Below are 16877 nucleotides of genomic sequence, written 5' to 3' on the forward strand. Positions count from 1 at the left end.
CGGACACGGATGTCCGTGGTTCCACGCAGCAGCGATGTTTTTGTGGAACAAAAACTCGCCATCAATGCGTCCATGGAGGGACGGGGTACTAATCAGCAGTGAGTTTTGTGCACGCACAAAACTCGTCTTTTCCCGACATACACGGATGTATGTCGGGAAAAAGTGTACACGGAGGTACACTTCCGGACAGGCTATTTTCAAAAGGCTTACGGAAAGGCTGTTTTACTATGTTGCTACTCTGTTAAAAACGCCGCTTCGTATTCGCCGTTAGTAATAGTGCTGATAGGTAAACTCTCATAGCGGATATCGTATACGTCATTCATATCTGTAGAATAAGTAACATGATCATATTTTTCATATAAGAAACCGATCCGGTGATCCTGCTGCATCACCATTGTCGAATACCCGCTCTCTCCGGTAAATACTTGATATTTTTCCCACTTGGTACTGTCTGCCAATGCCGAAAGACTGATATTCTCTTCTATTACGCGCCAATAGATACCTACATTCATACGGATGTTCGGTTCGTCGCTCTTAGGGTGCGGTTTTGAGGATAAGGGAATAGACTGTAATGCAAGATATACCGGCGCTTTCGTATCGGCTTTACGGGCTTGTATAATACATATTTCACCATTCGTACCGCGTTCCGTTCCGAGCTGTGCTTTTTGTCCGCTTTCCCAACGTCCGCTTGCTGTTTCTTCATTTGTATAAGTGAAGATATTAAAAAGACGTCCGTTTTTTGTGCGACTTGAAAGCAATACTCTACCGTCGGGAAGCTCTTCAACCTTGGCTTCATCACCGTTCGGTATCGGCGACACTGTTGCATCACCGAGAACCTGCCATGTTTCGCCGAAATCGTCAGAGTACAATACGGCATTTCCGAAGAGAGCTTTTGATGTCTTTTTAACTAACAGTGCTGTATAAATACGATAATAACTACCCTTTTTTATCTTGCGAGACTGCATAATCTTCCCCGAACCGAAAAAAAGTGTTCCCCAATTGTCGTTTAAACCGTAAATAGAAGTTGTAATTTCCTCAGGCGATGTAAATGTTTTACCTCCGTCTAAGGAACGGAGCTTAACAACTTTAAGCCGTGTATTTGCATTTCCTGCCTTATAATGTCCGTAGCGGGTATCCCCGTGAGCGCAAATAATCAGTACATTATCCGACTCTCTATCCGCCACGATAGCGGCATCTCCATAACCGTATTGCACGGGATTATCCGGTGCATTTGTAATTTTTGTACTGCTGCTATCCCATGTCAAGCCGTTATCGGTAGAGCGTTTAATTATTACATCCACGCGATGGATATGGGAGGCTTGACCCCATTCCCCATTAGGCCCGAACTTACCGATATCGGCAGTATGATTGTATCGTAAATCCGTAACGGCAATCAGCGTCCCATCTTTTGTCTGTGCCAATGCCGGAATTCGAAAATAGTTTGTCGATCCTTCAGTGTTCTTACTTTCCCATAAATCCTGTTTTGAAAGAGTTTTAGGAGTCCATTTTGCATAAAGCGTTATATCTGCCGTAACGGTATCGGAGGCCGTATTCCATTGAGCATTGCAATTTTTATCTTTATACCAGCCGGAAAAATTCCATGTCCGGTGCGTAGGATTCGGTATATCAGTTGCAGGGATAGTATGATTTTTAATAACAGTTATCGGAGTGAGGGGTGATGTAAGATTGCGCGTATTAAACGTTACCGTATACAACGGTTCAATTGGAGTAAGCGGCGAAGCATTACGCCATTTTGCGTAGAGCGTAATATCTTTGGTAACCGTATCGGTGGCATGGTTCCACGGCTGTGTACCGGCAGCATCTTTAAACCAGCCGCCAAAGCTTTTATTTAAAGGGATGGCCGTAGGTGCCGGTGTCTGCGCTGCGGTCAGTTTACTTCCTTCCGCAACCGTAAGCGCTGTCGGCGCCATACCAATACCCTGCGTGTTAAAGGTTACCGTGTATAGCGGCGTCGAAGGTTCAATCGGTGTAAGCGGCAAAGCATTACGCCACTTTGCATAGAGCGTAATATCTTTGGTAACCGTATCGGTGGCATGGTTCCACGGCTGCGTACAAGAAGTGTCTTTAAACCAGCCGCCAAAGCTTTTATTTGAAGGGATGGCCGTAGGTGCCGGTGTCTGCGTTGCGGTCAGTTTACTTCCTTCCGCAACCGTAAGCATCGCCGGAGCAGTACCGATACCCTGCGTATTAAACGTTACCGTATACGTCCTCAGAGAAGGATTGCGACAGCCGGCAATTATAAACACACCGGCAAGAATCAAAACAAGGGGAAAAACTCTTTTCACACGCGGCTCCTTTAAAATCGCTTTTTCTAACACTATCAATATGATTAAAAGTAAAATGCAGCCTACATACAAGGAATAAGATTATAAGAAGTTACAGAATTACATTATCTTGCATAGAATGAAAAATATGCGTACACTCCCTTAATATGGAGAGCTTACAAACCGAAGCGTTGCAGCGGGTTGCTGCGTTTAAAAAACAAATGGCCGTATCCGTGATCGGGCAGGAACGGCTGATCGACGATATTCTTGTTGCCTATATTGCAGGCGGACATGTGTTGCTGGAGGGTGCCCCCGGCCTTGCCAAAACCTTAACGGTACGGACTTTCGCGGAGCTTTCTCAATTAAGTTTTAAACGCATCCAGTTCACACCCGACTTGCTGCCTGCCGATCTCACCGGAACGCTCATCTTTGATTCTACCGCACATCGCTTTGCGGTACGAAAGGGGCCGCTTTTTGCGCACGTAGTGCTGGCTGATGAAATAAACCGTGCTCCTGCAAAGGTTCAATCCGCATTGCTCGAAGCGATGGCGGAAGGTCAGGTTACCATCGGCGAAACGAGCTATCCCCTCCCCGAACCGTTCTTTGTGCTTGCAACCCAGAATCCTATTGAACAGGAAGGCACCTACCCCCTTCCCGAAGCGGAGCTCGACCGCTTCCTGTTTAAACTTTTTGTCCCCTACCCTAAACCGGCGGATGAACTCGTCATCATGCTGAAAAGCGAGAACATCACCGCTTCGGTAAAAAAAATGCAAGCGCCCGAAACCGAATCGATTCTTTCCGTCGATATGCTCCATACCATCCGTAGAGGCGCCGAAGCAGTCCGCTGCACCGAAGGTTTACAGGAATACATTATCGCGTTGGTTACGGCAACCCGTCCCATTATCGAAAAACGGGAAGAGCTGCCCCGCGGCAGTTATCTTAGCTATATCACCGTCGGAGCCTCTCCCCGTGCGAGCATCGCCCTTTATCGGTGCTCAAAGATACGGGCATTTTTAAACGGACGCGACTACGTTCTTCCCGAAGACGTAAAGGCTCTCGCCTACCCTATTCTGCGCCACCGCTTAAAACTTTCGTACGAGGCAAGCGCGGAAAATATCAGTGCAGATGAAATTATCGCCGAGCTGCTCGAGCTTATTCCGCAGCCGTAACATATTTGGAGGAACTATGAATAAAGAACTTGACGCCGTAGCGCTTTCAATACGGAGCCTTTCAATCGATGCAATCGAAAAAGCCAATTCCGGCCATCCCGGGCTTCCGCTCGGAGCCGCCGAACTCGCAGCGATGCTGTACGCAAAAATTTTACGGCATAATCCGAAAAATCCCCAATGGGTAGACCGCGACCGGTTCATCTTGTCGGCGGGGCACGGGTCTATGCTCCTGTATGCCGCGCTGCATCTTGCCGGTTACGATCTTTCGCTTGACGACATCCGCTCTTTCAGACAAGTCGGTTCCCGCTGCGCAGGGCATCCCGAATACGGGCTCACCCCCGGCGTCGAAGCCACCACCGGGCCGCTCGGTCAGGGCATTTCTACCGCAGTCGGGATGGCGATTGCCGAAGCGATGCTGGCAGCGCGGTTTAACACCGAAGAGTACCGCATTGTCGATCACTACACCTACGCGCTGGTGGGAGAAGGCTGTTTAATGGAAGGCGTTTCTTCGGAAGCATCGAGCCTTGCCGGTACGTTGAAACTCGGTAAGCTCATTGTATACTATGATAAAAACAATATTACGATAGACGGCTCCACCGATATCGCCTTTACCGAAGATGTTACAAAGCGGTACGAGGCTTACGGTTGGCAGGTGCTGCACGGTTCGATGTATTCTTACAGCGATATAGAAAAGCTCACTGCGGAGGCAAAAAAAGATCCCCGCCCCTCGCTCATCATACTCGATTCGGTAATCGGAAAGGGAGCGCCCGCTGTTGAGGGAACCGCTGCCGCACACGGAGCGCCGCTCGGTCAAGAGAAGCTGGCACAGGCAAAGAAGACGTTGGGGCTTGATCCTGCAGAACAGTTCTTTGTCGCCCCCGAAGCCTACCGTTATTTTGAAGAGCGGCAAAAGGAATTCGCTCAAGCGGAAGCGGACTGGAATAGCCGCTTTGCCGCATGGAGCGCCGCCTATCCCGACCTGCGCAAAGAATGGGATCGAAGCTTTGTACAAGGCGGTATCGACCAAGCCGTACTGGACGGCGTTGCCGATCCGGTCTTTAAAAAAGATGAGATGATTGCGACGCGGGCAGCTTCCAAAACCGCACTGAACGCTTTTGCAAAGGCATTTCCAAATCTCGTCGGCGGTTCGGCGGACTTGCAGGGACCGAATGCAGTCGCCTTACAGGATGCCCAATCGTTTACCGCCGCAACACCGCAAGGACGGTACATCCACTTCGGTATCAGAGAATTCGCGATGGCAACGATTACCAACGGTATTCAGCTACACGGCGGCTTCCGCGCCTTCTGCGCAACCTTTGCCGTGTTCTCCGACTATCTGCGTCCGGCGCTCCGGCTTGCGGCGCTGATGCGCATCCCTTCTATTTTTGTATTAACCCACGATTCCATCTTTGTCGGCGAAGACGGCCCGACCCATCAGCCGGTGGAAACACTCGCAAGCCTCCGCGCCATTCCTAATCTACTGGTACTCCGCCCTGCCGATGCGGAAGAAACCGCCGTCGCATGGAGAATTGCGCTTGAGCAGAAAGATCGTCCAGTCTGTTTAATACTGAGCCGCCAGAATCTGCCCATACTGGAAAAAGCCGAACCTCAGTGGAAAGCTCTGATGAAAGCTGTCGGCAGCTATATCGTAAAAGGCACCGACGGCGATCCTGAGATAACCGTGCTTGCAACCGGTTCCGAGGTAAGCCTTGCCTGCGAAGCCGCTCAGCTTGCCGCCCCGAAAAAAGTACGAGTTATTTCCGTTCCGTCGAAAGAGCTGCTGGAAGCTCAAACATCTTCCTGTAAAGCACAGCTAGTCGGGAACAACGGCCGTGTAATGGTTGCGGAAGCCGGAGTTAAACAAGGCTGGGAAGGCTGGGTACAGTCGCCGGAGCAAGATATTTTCTCGATAGAACGTTTCGGCGAATCGGGACCCGCAAAAAAAGTTGCGGAGCATCTCGGATTTACCGCCCAAGCGCTTGCCGCTCGTATCAAAGAATAGTGAAAATCAAGTAGGAGAAAATCTATGAAAACAATTTTGAAAACAGGTATTTTGCTTGCAGCAGCGGTAATAATTGCCGCTTGTACGACAGCGCCGGCTTCATCGCGAAAAACAGAAACCGTAACCATCACCGTTCCCGAAGGCTCAACACTATCGATTAGAATAAGAACACAAGACGGCTCGGCGGTAAGAGTACAGGGCGCCGATAAAACAGTGATTCCGGGAACGGATGAGGTTCGCGAACTCAACGAGGACAAACCGATGCAGCTACTGAAAGCTACGGGAACGACGGTCGTATTCACCGGAGACATCCGCGAACTGGATATTAAAGATAACGGCACTGTAGAAAACATCGATGTTTCCCGCTGTCCGAATATCGAAGTACTGTACTGTGCAGGCAATAAAATAGCACAGCTGCAATTATCCGCAAATAAAAACTTAAAACGACTGCAATGTTATAATAACCGTTTAAGCGGATTGGATGTTTCACAACAGACACAGCTCGAGCTTTTATGGTGCGGCATCAATCGGTTGTCGGCATTGGACGTATCAGGTTGTAAAAAACTCACACAGCTGCGGTGCTATATGAACGCAATCGAAACGGAAGCAATGGACGCTTTGCTGAAAAGCCTTCCCGCAGCAATCGGAAACAGCACCGTCGTTCGTGAAGCACGCATTTTAGCGGTGGGAGATAAAATCAAGAACGGCAAACCATCTGCCGCCGCATTACAGCAAGCGAAGTCAAATGGTTGGGTTATTCTCGATAGTGGAAATGCCCCGATAGAACCGTAAGCGCAAGAAAGACTCGGCTGGAATGGATAAGCCGCTCAATACCGCTATCCCATCTTGACGAGCGAACACATACCAAGGCTGCTCACCCTATGCAGTCTTGGTAAATTTAAAAGGAGAGAGAGAATGAAACATATAAAAAAATTTACAGCGCTTTTAGTCTTGAGTACATGCTTTGCCCCCGTTTTTTCCCAAACCATTCAAAACGGAATACTTGATCTCCGCAATAAAAACTTCAATGACACTCAAAGTATCGTGATAAGCGGAAAGATGGGATTCTATAATCGCCAGTTACTTTCTTCACCGGAAGATGTGCGTAACCCTACGGTATTTATCGAATGTCCTAAAGAATGGAGTTCAACCGTTTTATCCGACGGGACAAAGATGTCTGCGTTTGGATACGGTACTTATACTCTACAAATTTTATTACCGGAACGGCATCCTGAATTAGCAATACAGTTTTCTTCTCCGGTTTCCGCATGGAGTCTCTATGTAAATGAAGGATTGCAAGCCCATTCAGGAAAAGTAGGAGCTTCACAGGAAACGTCTGTCCGCGGCGAAGGAAACATTCTCTATTATATTCCGAAAGACATAACCGAAGTATGCCTTGCCATTCAAGTTTCAAACTTTTTCCATTCACGCGGAGGTATTTACCAAACCATTAAGTTTTCGACAAAGACAAAAGCCGACAGTGCCAATTTTGCATTCCTTTTTATTGAGATTTTTGTTTTTGGGTTTGGTGTCGCAATTATTCTGTATCACCTTGCGCTTTATCTATTTCAACCTGATAATAAAAGTATCCTATGGTTCGTGTTTTTCAGTATTCTCGTCGTTCTCCGCAACATGGTAAAGGGACCTGTCTTTAGAATCCTTTTTCCTTCTTTATCGTGGAACATCGATACTAAAATCGACTATCTTACCTTTGCATTACTCAGCTTTTCCGTAGTCGGTTATTTTGCCGCGCTCTATCCTAAAGACACCCATAAAATTATCAACCGTATTATTATGATTGAAGCATTGGCATACACAGCTTTTATTTGTGTAACGCCGTCTTATATCTACGGAAAGCTCATACAAGTTCATCAATTAGTGATTGTTATGATTATCGTTTATGTCATTTATTTGATCATCAAACTGCTCATACGTAAACGGGAAGGTGCAATATTTATTGTTATCGGTATTATCATTTTGACTATTTTTACATTAAACGATTTGTTTTACAGTATGATGCTTGTACCAACAGGGAATTTACTACCGTTCGGTTTTTCCGCATTTTTATTAGCGCAGGCATTCGGGTTTGCATGGAAAACACATATCTATAATCGTCAAAGCGAGGAGATAAAAATCCAACTGTCAGATTCCGACAAACAGAAAACGCTTTTATTTAATGAAATTCGACATACCAGCGACAAACTACAACAACAAGAAACGGTTCTGTCACAAAACATGGACGGAGCAGAACAGTCGATGCAGGCATTATCACTTCAAGTACAAACGTTAAAATCTGAAATGTCCGAACAAAGTAATCAGCTCCGCAGTACGCAAAATGCAACCGACAGCTTTAATGCTTTTTTGAATACTATGCGCCAAGGAATTGAACGGCAATCCGATGCGGCAGAAGAAACGGTAATGCAGATTAAACAGTTGAACGATGCTACTAACGGACTAACGGAAAAGTTCAACGAAATAAATCATAACTTTTCTTACATCCGTGAAGCAAGCGATGCCGGTAAACATCATTTAATAACGGTTACGGATATTATCAATGCAATTTATGAAAGCTCGGAAAGCCTGCTGGAAACAAACCAAATTATTACCGCTATCGCAGAGCAAACAAATTTATTGGCAATGAATGCGGCGATAGAATCTGCCCATGCCGGTGAAGCGGGAAAAGGATTTGCGGTCGTTGCCGATGAGATACGGAAACTTGCGGAAAACTCCGCGTATGAAGCCGATAATACCGGTAAGATTTTAAAGCACATCAATAAAAGCATTAAAGACTCTGCGGAAGCTTCGGAAGTATTGCGAAAAAGCTTTGACAATATCAATACGCAGGTCAATAACTTCCAGACGATACTAGGAGATATTTCATCCTTCTTAAAAGACGTCGATATACAGGCAGAAAAAATGAACAGCGCTATGCAATCGCTGGCTGATCAATCCGTTGATGTTCAAGAGGAACAAACCGAAGTTTCCGAACTCAGAAATAAAATCAATGAAAGCTTTACCAGCTTATTGCAAGCAACCGAAAAAGTACATACGGAAATCGAGGCTATGTTCACAAATATTAAAAGCTTAAATGATGCAGTTGAGACAACACGCGGAGTAGAAGCCGAAACGAGCGAATCGATCGGTACGCTCAATGCACTGATTACGCACACCGATCATCTGCAAAACATCCAAATGAATGAATAGCTGAAACGAATAAAGGCATCTCTTAAAACTATATCTGAGTTTCTAGAGATGCCCATGTTCTACCACGTAAACGTCCCTTAAAATTGAACAACTGAACAAAGTGTCAATTTTGGAAGTTGTTCAATTAGTGCGCGATAGCGCACATATAATCTACGATGTTTGCCGAATGGCAAACTCGCAGTGTTTTTCAGCCGCGCCATTTTAGCGGCTGAAAATAAACGTCCCTTTTACCCATATAGCGCTTATCTTGTGTAAGGCTGCAAAGTCTCCCTTACCGTCATAGCCTTTGGTGTACAGATCACCGCCGAGTGCAACATTGATATTATCGGTGAGGGCATAGCTAACCGAATAGGTGCTGGATGTACTGCCGTAGTTTATATCGATAACGCCGCTTGCCGAAAGTTTGAGCGTGTCGCGTAAGAATGTTTTACTCACACTGAGGCTGACAAAGCCCTTGTGCATCGGCCGCTCTATATCGTCTTTATGATTGAGGATGAGATCTTCAAAATACTGGGCGCTCAGCGTCCACGAACTCTTGATCCAGTCAATACCGGCAAGCATCAGCAGCTGGTGTTTTTTGACCGGAGCATTAAATTTAATTGGTACATCGACCTTTGAATCTGGATTAAGCAGTTCTACAATCGGCAAAGGTGATAGCATTTCTTTTGGTTCAAAGTATCGTCCGCCTACCCACGCGGTTTCTAGCCGGATTGTTACATCGCCTGCAGGAATCGCCGCATCGATACCAGCCATTCCGATACGATAATACTCCTCATTTAAATTGGTATAGAGCGCTTTCGGAACGTATGGATTCGAACTGGTATTATGTGGACTATCAGGATTACGAAGTTCTTTTTTAACATACCCGCTTTTTGCATAGCGCGGATTTTTATCCCAGCCGTAGAAACCGGAAACGGAAAAATCGATACCGGGTAAAAAGAAAGAAAAACGGGCGGCCGCTTCCGTGTCGGTAAACATCTTTGGTTTTGCACTTTGGGTTTTTGTATACCGAATTGGAACGGAACCGAACGGCGTCTTGTAACTATCCGGTGTGTCGATATAGTAGAGGCCGTTCTTTGCACCGTCTTCAAAGCCGAAGCGCGGCAGTTTATTCGGGGTAAAAAACGGTACGGCAACCGCTTCAAACGTAAACAGATCGTGAAAAAAACGCAGGCGAACACTATCAGACGGAAACCGCGCAGCATCGCCGCTAAAGGAGATAAACTCCGAGCTGTCCCGCGCACTTAACACATCGGTGAGTTTAAACCCATCCGCCTGTCCCCATGCAATAACCTGCCGTCCGACACTGATATCCCATATCTCACCCGAATAGCGGTAATACGCTTCGTTCAACCGGAAGCCGGTGCGTGCGGGGTTGCGGTAATTGTATTCAGCTGCGGCGGACATAACTGCATAAGAAGAACCGGCAGAGACCTCACCGTTTATCCGGGCAATCGAACGGGACGCTCCGTATTCGAGATTTTTTTTAACATCGTTCCAGCGAACTCCGTGCAGCGTTTCAATTTTGCCGCTTACCGTAAATACCGGTTTTGCACTGTCATCTTCCGAATCGATAGAAAATTCGTCATCTGTTAAATCGTCAACTATGTCATCGGCTGCTTGAGATTCAACCGCATTGCCGGATGAAACTTCCGCTGCGTGAGCTGTTCCTTCCATACCGTCTCTGCCCCGTATATCCGCTGCTTCCTGCGCAGTGCAAGGCAGCAATAGTACCACAAAAAACAGCGTACAAAACGCAATAACCGCTCCGTGTTTTTTTGGTATCGTTTTCATGTTGTCATACCTCTCCTTATCGACATTCTTCAACCTTATCGGCTACCGGTTTACCGTATTCCCGTTTCATAGCTGCTGCAGAAACAACCCACTGTTTACCGTATTTACAAGCATCGATTCCGTTAACAAGCTTACCGTAAGAAATCGCTTTTCTCAATGTACTTTCATGTAAGCCCCAGAGCTCAGTTGCATCGCTCAGCGCGATTAAACCGTCGAACGGAGTTGTTACCGTTTTTCCATTCTCATACAGTTCATCGCACGATAAATCAAGTTCATCATTCCAGACAATACCGTAGCCGCCCGTATCAACTTCCACCTCGGCAAAGAGAGCCGGTTCATTTTTGAGTACCTGAAATACCGTCCATTTATTAAAAAGCGGCTTCACGTCATATATCTTTGATATGCCTTCCGAAAATTGCACCTGTAAGCGATAATCCGACAGAGGATGCACCGCTTTTATTTTATGAAACATACAATTTACCCTCTTTATTCAAGTGGGGAAAGCGGCTTAAATTCCTGTGTTTCCCACATACGTAAAAGATCTTTTCGATGAATGCCGACCCATTCCCGTACCATCGATAATGCTTTCGGAGGTAAATGCCCTTCTAATATTTCTCCGTTTTGTATATCGATAGCAGCCATATCGTCCCCATATAATGCATGAATATGCGGCGGATTATGTTCTGATTGCTGAAAGTACATTCGGATAATAATTCCATAAAACCTTGATAATACAGGCATATCTAATACCTCCTACTTTTAGTATTTACACTATATTCACGGTATCGTGATATTGTCAATGGGTTTATCAATCCTATCAATTTACCGGTTGCCCGTATTCCCGCTTCTCAGTGTACTTTCATGTAAGCTTTAGAAAGAAAACAGAAATTGTATTAGCATTACAATGCCTGTTTGAACCAGAGAAAAAAGCGGCACTATTATAAACGGCCACAACAAAAAATGCTCCGGTATTCCTATAACCTTCATCCAATTTTTTGTTTGATATATTGGGTTATCTTCTGTTCCCGGAATGACAATCAGCTTAGTCCACTTTTGGAATAAAAGACAATCCAACAAGAAAAAATCGCCGAAATTCACAATAATCCAATGAATATATGCAGTCCAAAACAATGCCTTAAACGTATGAATTCCGACATGCAATGCGCTTATTACTCCATAAAGCCAGCATGCTCCCATTACTATCACCGTAAATATTTTATTTACCCGTTTTTCTTTCTTATTCATTGGCTCAGGAGCAGCTTTTTGAATCCCCTTAGGATATGAATCCATCAAATATCTCGGGTTTGCTATTACAAGAGCCGCCGCCGAACCGTTAAATATGGCAGCCATCGCTATGCCATCCAATACTGCCCTGATTATATCCATTGCCCTCCCCTTTTTGCTCCCTCTCCGTCAGCCTTTTGAAATAGCCTGTTGAAAAGTGTACTTCCGTGTACACTTTTTCCCGACATACTTCCGTGTATGTCGGGAAAAGACGAGTTTTATACAAAACTCGCTTCTGATTAATATCCCGCCCGTCCTTGGGCGTTCTGACGACGAGTTTGCACTGCAAACTCGCTACTGCCTCACACCACGGACATCCGTGTCCGTTCTGAAACTACAAGGCGCGAGCACAAATTAACCGCAGGCACGGTAAAAAATGTACATCCCTGTACATTTTTTACCTACGTGCTTGTAAGGCAAACACGCTACTGATTAGAAGCACCGCCATCCTCGCTCAAAAATGTACATCCTGTACATTTTTGAGCTGCAAGTTTGCGGAGCACACTTGTTACTGCATGGAACCATCGGCATCTATGCTGCTTCTGATACGTTGAGGATTTTCAGTAGCAACGTTTTGCTTTTGGCAAAACTTGCAAGTTTAAGCGGCAAGACCGCTTAAACGTTGGCACGGATGCCATTGTTCGGGAATGTACATCCTTATACATTCCCGAACGGCGAGTTTGCTTTTGCAAACATCGCTTTTGCATAGAACCACTGACATCCTGTCAGAGAAGCGATGTTTCGGCGATGCCGAAACTCGCTGCAAAAAGCGTACAAGAATGTACGCTTTTTGCAATGCGACAACGCAGATGTCCCGTATATTTCAAAAGAATCCTTTTTCGCCCTCTCTCCGCTAGCCTTTTGAAATAGACTGTTAAGCAGTTGTACATCCGTGTACAACTGCTTAACGACGAGATTTGTGCATAACACAAATCTCGCTCCTGTATAAAACCACTACCATCCTTGGCAGTTCTGAAGATGCTAGGAGCGTACAAAAAACACCCGCAGGCGTACTTTTTGTACGTCGAGGACTGTTTTTTGTTAAGCGACAACGCAGATGCCCCGCATATTTCAAAAGGATTACCTGATTTTGCCTTCTTCTAATGAATTCACTCTAAAATATGAATCGGGGATATTTTTGTTGAACTCGTGCTTGAGCGTCTCGATAACGGTTGTGTGTTTTTTTTGCAGGTTGTTCATTTCCATTTTGCCCGCAGTCCAAAAACCGTCTTTTTTCTCGATGCCGCTTACCGTAAGCACTTTCAACAGCGAACCTTGCTCATCGTAAAATTCCGCCTTTACCTGCACCAGCGATTCCTTATCAATCCACGAAACGTATTTTGAGTACATCGATTTTTTCACCGGAACCGATTCAACCTTCCAGCAGTTTTTCCCGTCTACGGTTTCTTCTGCAAGCAATGTGTACGTGTAGTCATCGATCTTGTGCCCGCTTATGTCATCATAGGTAAAATCGGTACCCATAAAATAGTCCTGACTTGAAGAACCGGAAATGCGCTTTGACTTTTTAAGCGCAGGCATATAGAGCCAGCGGTCATCGTTTTTCGAAGCATCATCATACGAGAAAGAAAGATAGCCGACGCCCTTTACATCGGCAGGCAGCATAAACACCATCACCGTTTTTTTCTCACTGCCGTAATCCTTTGAATATGCTATAACTTGGCGCACCCGCTTTTTACCGCTGGAATTGATCAGCGTCATCCGCATCGTAAATGAATCTGTTGTCGCCTTTTCGCGCTTATCAACCTTTTGCATAATCTCTTTACCCGTCAGCTGTTGTGCAAAAGCAAGACTCACCGCCACTGCTGCAAACATAGTCAGCGCGATTACGTGTTTTATAATTTTCATACATCCTCCTCTTTTAATTGGTAATTTGTAATGCGTAATTGGTAATTACTGCTGCACGTAAATCGCTTTAATTACCAATTATCAATTACGCACTACCCATTAGTTTCCTCTTTCCCAAATGGTTTACTTATGTAAATCAATACCGGCGTCATAAAATAGTCTGCGGCAAGCGCAGATAAAAGCCCGACAGCGGCTAATACGCCGAGACGCAAAATCGCATCAATCTTACACGTAAGATACACTAAAAATGTTGCGGACAAAATAATCGTTGTCATCGCAAGTGTCTTTCCGATGGAATAAAACGTCTCGAAAATAGCGCGGTTATATGATTTTTCTTTTTCAAAAAGATACTTTGCGTGGTTGGTAAAGTGAATAGTGTCATCAACGGCAATACCGAGGATCATCGGCATAATCGCCATCGTCATAAGGTCGAGCGAAATACCGAGATAGCCCATAATCGCACCGATGACAAGAACGGGGAAGATATTCGGGATAAGCCCGATGAGTCCCATTTTCACACTGCCGAATACGAGCATCATCAAAATTGCAATCGCACCGAGCGAAGTTAAAAATGAGTACAGCTCGCCGAATACGATTTTGTTGTTCAATTCCGCAAATTGCACGGCTGCTCCGATTAAATGACAGTCCGCCTGCGGAAATAGTTCCGCACATGTTTGCTCGATAGTTTTCAGATTTGCCGCAAGCTCGTTCGCATCATACGAGGCAACATCAATCGACATACGAAGCGTACGGAACTCTTCGTCAACCCAACGCGATGTTTGCCCGCCTGAAATTTCGTACAAGAACAAGAGCTGCGCAAGCAAGTCTTCGTCATCGGGGATTGTGTAAAACGCAGGATCGTCGGAGTGCATCGTTTGATTCATCTCTTTGACAATATCCAAAATCGAGAATATCTTCGGCACACCGTTATTCATTTTTGTTAATCTGAACGTCCCGATGAGTGTGCTCAGTTTATCGAGTTTTTTAAGCACATCGGGATTTTTGACTGCATCATCTTCATCAAAGGTGAGCATAATATTGTAACTAAAATAGGAACCAAGCTGCGACTGCGTAATTTGATAGATGCGCCTGATATACGGAATGCGCAAACCCATAAATTTAAAGTTATCCATGTTGACATCGATTTTGAACAACGCCGGAATACAAGCCGCAGTGATGAGCGTAAATGCAACGATGATCGCTTTGCGTCTTTTGATAACGGAATGTCCGAAGCGTTCAAACCATTTATCCAATTTTTGCGCGCGTGCAGCTCTTTTTGTATGAGCGAGTGCCGAATCTTTACCGGCTTCAATATCTTTACCGAAGCTCATCAAAATCGGGATTAACACGCTTACATAGATATACACAGCGAATACCATCGCGGCGCTTGCAGCTCCCATCCAGCGCATGGGGCGAAGGTCGGTTGTCAAAAACGAAAGTACCGAAACAACGGTAGTAACAACCGTAAAAAAGAGCGGCCAGCCGGTATTTTCAATCGAATCGATAACGGCTTCTTTGCGTTTACCGATTGCATAGAAACCGGTTTTAAACGAATTGACTAAGTGAATTGAGTAACCGACCGAAAGCGCCATCGCAAGCACAATCGGAACCGACATCATCTCCGACTTTCCCGAAATATGCAAAAATCCCATAAAGCCGAGTACCGTAGTAATACCGAAGAAGGTTGCGAACAGCGGTACAATCGTTCCGCGCAGCGAGCGGGTAAATATGATGAGCAAGATAATCATACAGAGAAAACTCAAGCCCACGCTTTTTGTGGTCTCGCGCCCCATCACTACTTTTTCTTCCGTTTCGGTATAGGGAAGCCCCGCAGGTTTTATTGTGTACGCAGCGCTGTGATATTTAGGGTCGGTTACAATATCGATTGCAGCATCTCCGATAACGTACATCGGCGCCTTGGTCGAAGTTTTACTCCACACTTCTTCAGGCGGCGTTGCTTTAAGCGACAGCACCAACCACGTTTCCGTTGCATCCTGCGTTACAAGCTTATTGACAATCGACTTGCGCGACAGGATAAAGTCTTTGGCTTTTTTTAATGCTTCGGGATTGTCGGGAATGCCGTCTCGAAACGGATTGGTGATTTCTATGCCCTCATCCGTACCGACGGTAATATCCGTATCGGTAATCGAGGTAATGGAATCCGAATATGGTACCTTTTCCAAAAGTTCGGCGCCGATATCTTTAATCGCTTGCAGCACCTCCGGCTTAAATACATCGTCTGATTCAAAGAGCAGCACGATCGAATCGTTACTGCCGAACAATTCCTTAAACCGCGCATCATTCTTTTTTGTGCTTTCTTTTACGGTTAAAAACTCGTCTTCATCAGCCGAGCCGACCTTAAAACTTTTTACGCCTATAAGCCCCGCAACCGTTACTGCCGCGAGCAGAGCTAAACAAAGCCAGCGGTATTTTAATTGAAACTCTGCGATCTTCTTAAAGAATAGATGCATCCCTTCAAGTTTCATGCCATGAACCTCTTACAATACTGAAATAGTAAACATTGTTTACTATTTCAGTATAAGATTCCCCTAGGAATTGTCAATAGGTATGATTGAATTTGCGATTTAGTTATTCTTCGGATCCGTTAAAACAATCTGAGGCCATTACCTTGATCATATTTCCGGCTGCATAATTTTATTCCAGCAGAAATACATGACATCGGTTAATATATCGATAAATCCTTGAGCTTTTTCATAAGAATATTCATGGGTTATAATCTCAAAAAACGGCGTTAAGGCAGTGCTGTAAATCAAATGAAGCTGGTCGTCGCTTAAAGAACGGATATTGATTCCATGTTTTTTAAAATCGTCGATGAATTTTTTACATGCTGCAACATCCGCCATTACAAATTCATGGCGGATATTTTCGTATTTTGTTCCTGTAGCACGATTAAACAACAGCTTAAATTCGTCAAAGCGGCTATAAACAAGATTATATAAATTCCATATCGATGTGCGTATAACCTCTTTTATCGCCGTGTTATTTTCTGCCTTGAATAGATCAATCACGATTTCGGAAAAATCGGTACCGATACTTAATGTTTGCGCAATAAGCGGCTGCACCAGTGCTTCAAAGATTGCAGCCTTTGACGGAAAGTGTTTATACAAAGCGCCGGCGGTTATTCCCGTCATTGATGCGATGGATCGCATAGACGCTTTCTCAAAACCTTTTCGCAAAAATTCCATTTTTGCATTTTTGAGAATTTCAGTATAAGTATTGCGCCTTTTTTTCGATTCTTTCATTACTGATAGT

General features: G+C 45.2%; 12 protein-coding genes. 4 read left to right on the plus strand and 8 right to left on the minus strand.

Going from position 1 to position 16877, the window contains the following annotated elements; genetic code table 11:
• Nucleotides 1-233 precede the first annotated feature (233 nt).
• A complete protein-coding gene (locus HGH47_RS09580; protein WP_230974302.1) occupies nucleotides 234-2306 on the minus strand; it encodes an InlB B-repeat-containing protein in 2073 nt (690 codons plus the stop codon).
• A gap of 146 nt (nucleotides 2307-2452) precedes the next feature.
• On the opposite strand from HGH47_RS09580, the gene HGH47_RS09585 reads away from it, so the two are divergent.
• The 4 genes from HGH47_RS09585 to HGH47_RS09600 all read left to right on the plus strand — a co-directional run bounded on the left by HGH47_RS09585 (nucleotide 2453) and on the right by HGH47_RS09600 (nucleotide 8660).
• On the plus strand, nucleotides 2453-3454 hold the full coding sequence (locus HGH47_RS09585; RefSeq protein ID WP_212564733.1) for an AAA family ATPase: 1002 nt from the start codon (nucleotides 2453-2455) through the stop codon (nucleotides 3452-3454).
• A gap of 16 nt (nucleotides 3455-3470) precedes the next feature.
• Nucleotides 3471-5456 (plus strand): transketolase, encoded by a 1986-nt coding sequence (gene tkt / locus HGH47_RS09590; protein ID WP_432912061.1) that lies wholly within the window; start codon nucleotides 3471-3473, stop codon nucleotides 5454-5456.
• 24 nt (nucleotides 5457-5480) lie between these two features.
• Nucleotides 5481-6248 (plus strand): leucine-rich repeat domain-containing protein, encoded by a 768-nt coding sequence (locus tag HGH47_RS09595; RefSeq protein WP_212564732.1) that lies wholly within the window; start codon nucleotides 5481-5483, stop codon nucleotides 6246-6248.
• 123 nt (nucleotides 6249-6371) lie between these two features.
• Nucleotides 6372-8660: a methyl-accepting chemotaxis protein gene (locus tag HGH47_RS09600; protein WP_212564731.1), complete on the plus strand. Its 2289-nt coding sequence runs from the start codon at nucleotides 6372-6374 to the stop codon at nucleotides 8658-8660.
• A 201-nt stretch (nucleotides 8661-8861) separates the two neighbouring features.
• Here the strand turns inward: HGH47_RS09600 and HGH47_RS09605 are convergent, their stop codons facing one another.
• The 7 genes from HGH47_RS09605 to HGH47_RS09635 form a co-directional block, all read right to left on the minus strand.
• Nucleotides 8862-10454 carry a hypothetical protein gene (locus tag HGH47_RS09605; RefSeq protein WP_212564730.1) on the minus strand — a complete coding sequence of 531 codons (1593 nt, stop codon included), beginning with the start codon at nucleotides 10452-10454 and terminating at the stop codon, nucleotides 8862-8864.
• Nucleotides 10455-10470: 16 nt separating this feature from the next.
• A complete protein-coding gene (locus tag HGH47_RS09610) occupies nucleotides 10471-10926 on the minus strand; it encodes a DUF2442 domain-containing protein (protein ID WP_212564729.1) in 456 nt (151 codons plus the stop codon).
• A gap of 14 nt (nucleotides 10927-10940) precedes the next feature.
• The gene (locus tag HGH47_RS09615; RefSeq protein ID WP_212564728.1) at nucleotides 10941-11195 is read right to left on the minus strand and encodes a DUF4160 domain-containing protein; all 255 of its coding nucleotides are present in this window, start codon (nucleotides 11193-11195) and stop codon (nucleotides 10941-10943) included.
• Nucleotides 11196-11324: 129 nt separating this feature from the next.
• Nucleotides 11325-11840, minus strand: a complete 516-nt coding sequence (locus HGH47_RS09620; RefSeq protein WP_212564727.1) for a hypothetical protein — start codon at nucleotides 11838-11840, stop codon at nucleotides 11325-11327.
• Nucleotides 11841-12818: 978 nt separating this feature from the next.
• Complete coding sequence (locus HGH47_RS09625) at nucleotides 12819-13604, minus strand: outer membrane lipoprotein-sorting protein (protein WP_212564726.1); 786 nt, start codon at nucleotides 13602-13604, stop codon at nucleotides 12819-12821.
• Nucleotides 13605-13696: 92 nt separating this feature from the next.
• Entirely contained in the window at nucleotides 13697-16090 is a 2394-nt protein-coding gene (locus tag HGH47_RS09630; protein WP_432912068.1) for an efflux RND transporter permease subunit, read from the minus strand.
• A 147-nt stretch (nucleotides 16091-16237) separates the two neighbouring features.
• Entirely contained in the window at nucleotides 16238-16867 is a 630-nt protein-coding gene (locus tag HGH47_RS09635; protein ID WP_432912070.1) for a TetR/AcrR family transcriptional regulator, read from the minus strand.
• Nucleotides 16868-16877: the final 10 nt, after the last annotated feature.

It is taken from the genome of Treponema sp. OMZ 805, assembly GCF_050937395.1.
Lineage (GTDB): Bacteria > Spirochaetota > Spirochaetia > Treponematales > Treponemataceae > Treponema.

Bases quoted from the DNA above. Each gene is read 5' to 3' on its own strand.
- HGH47_RS09585 (WP_212564733.1), top strand. From the start codon at position 2,453: ATGGAGAGCTTACAAACCGAAGCGTTGCAGCGGGTTGCTGCGTTTAAA.
- tkt (WP_432912061.1), top strand. From the start codon at position 3,471: ATGAATAAAGAACTTGACGCCGTAGCGCTTTCAATACGGAGCCTTTCA.
- HGH47_RS09595 (WP_212564732.1), top strand. From the start codon at position 5,481: ATGAAAACAATTTTGAAAACAGGTATTTTGCTTGCAGCAGCGGTAATA.
- HGH47_RS09600 (WP_212564731.1), top strand. From the start codon at position 6,372: ATGAAACATATAAAAAAATTTACAGCGCTTTTAGTCTTGAGTACATGC.
- HGH47_RS09605 (WP_212564730.1), bottom strand. From the start codon at position 10,454: ATGAAAACGATACCAAAAAAACACGGAGCGGTTATTGCGTTTTGTACG.
- HGH47_RS09610 (WP_212564729.1), bottom strand. From the start codon at position 10,926: ATGTTTCATAAAATAAAAGCGGTGCATCCTCTGTCGGATTATCGCTTA.
- HGH47_RS09615 (WP_212564728.1), bottom strand. From the start codon at position 11,195: ATGCCTGTATTATCAAGGTTTTATGGAATTATTATCCGAATGTACTTT.
- HGH47_RS09620 (WP_212564727.1), bottom strand. From the start codon at position 11,840: ATGGATATAATCAGGGCAGTATTGGATGGCATAGCGATGGCTGCCATA.
- HGH47_RS09625 (WP_212564726.1), bottom strand. From the start codon at position 13,604: ATGAAAATTATAAAACACGTAATCGCGCTGACTATGTTTGCAGCAGTG.
- HGH47_RS09630 (WP_432912068.1), bottom strand. From the start codon at position 16,090: ATGAAACTTGAAGGGATGCATCTATTCTTTAAGAAGATCGCAGAGTTT.
- HGH47_RS09635 (WP_432912070.1), bottom strand. From the start codon at position 16,867: ATGAAAGAATCGAAAAAAAGGCGCAATACTTATACTGAAATTCTCAAA.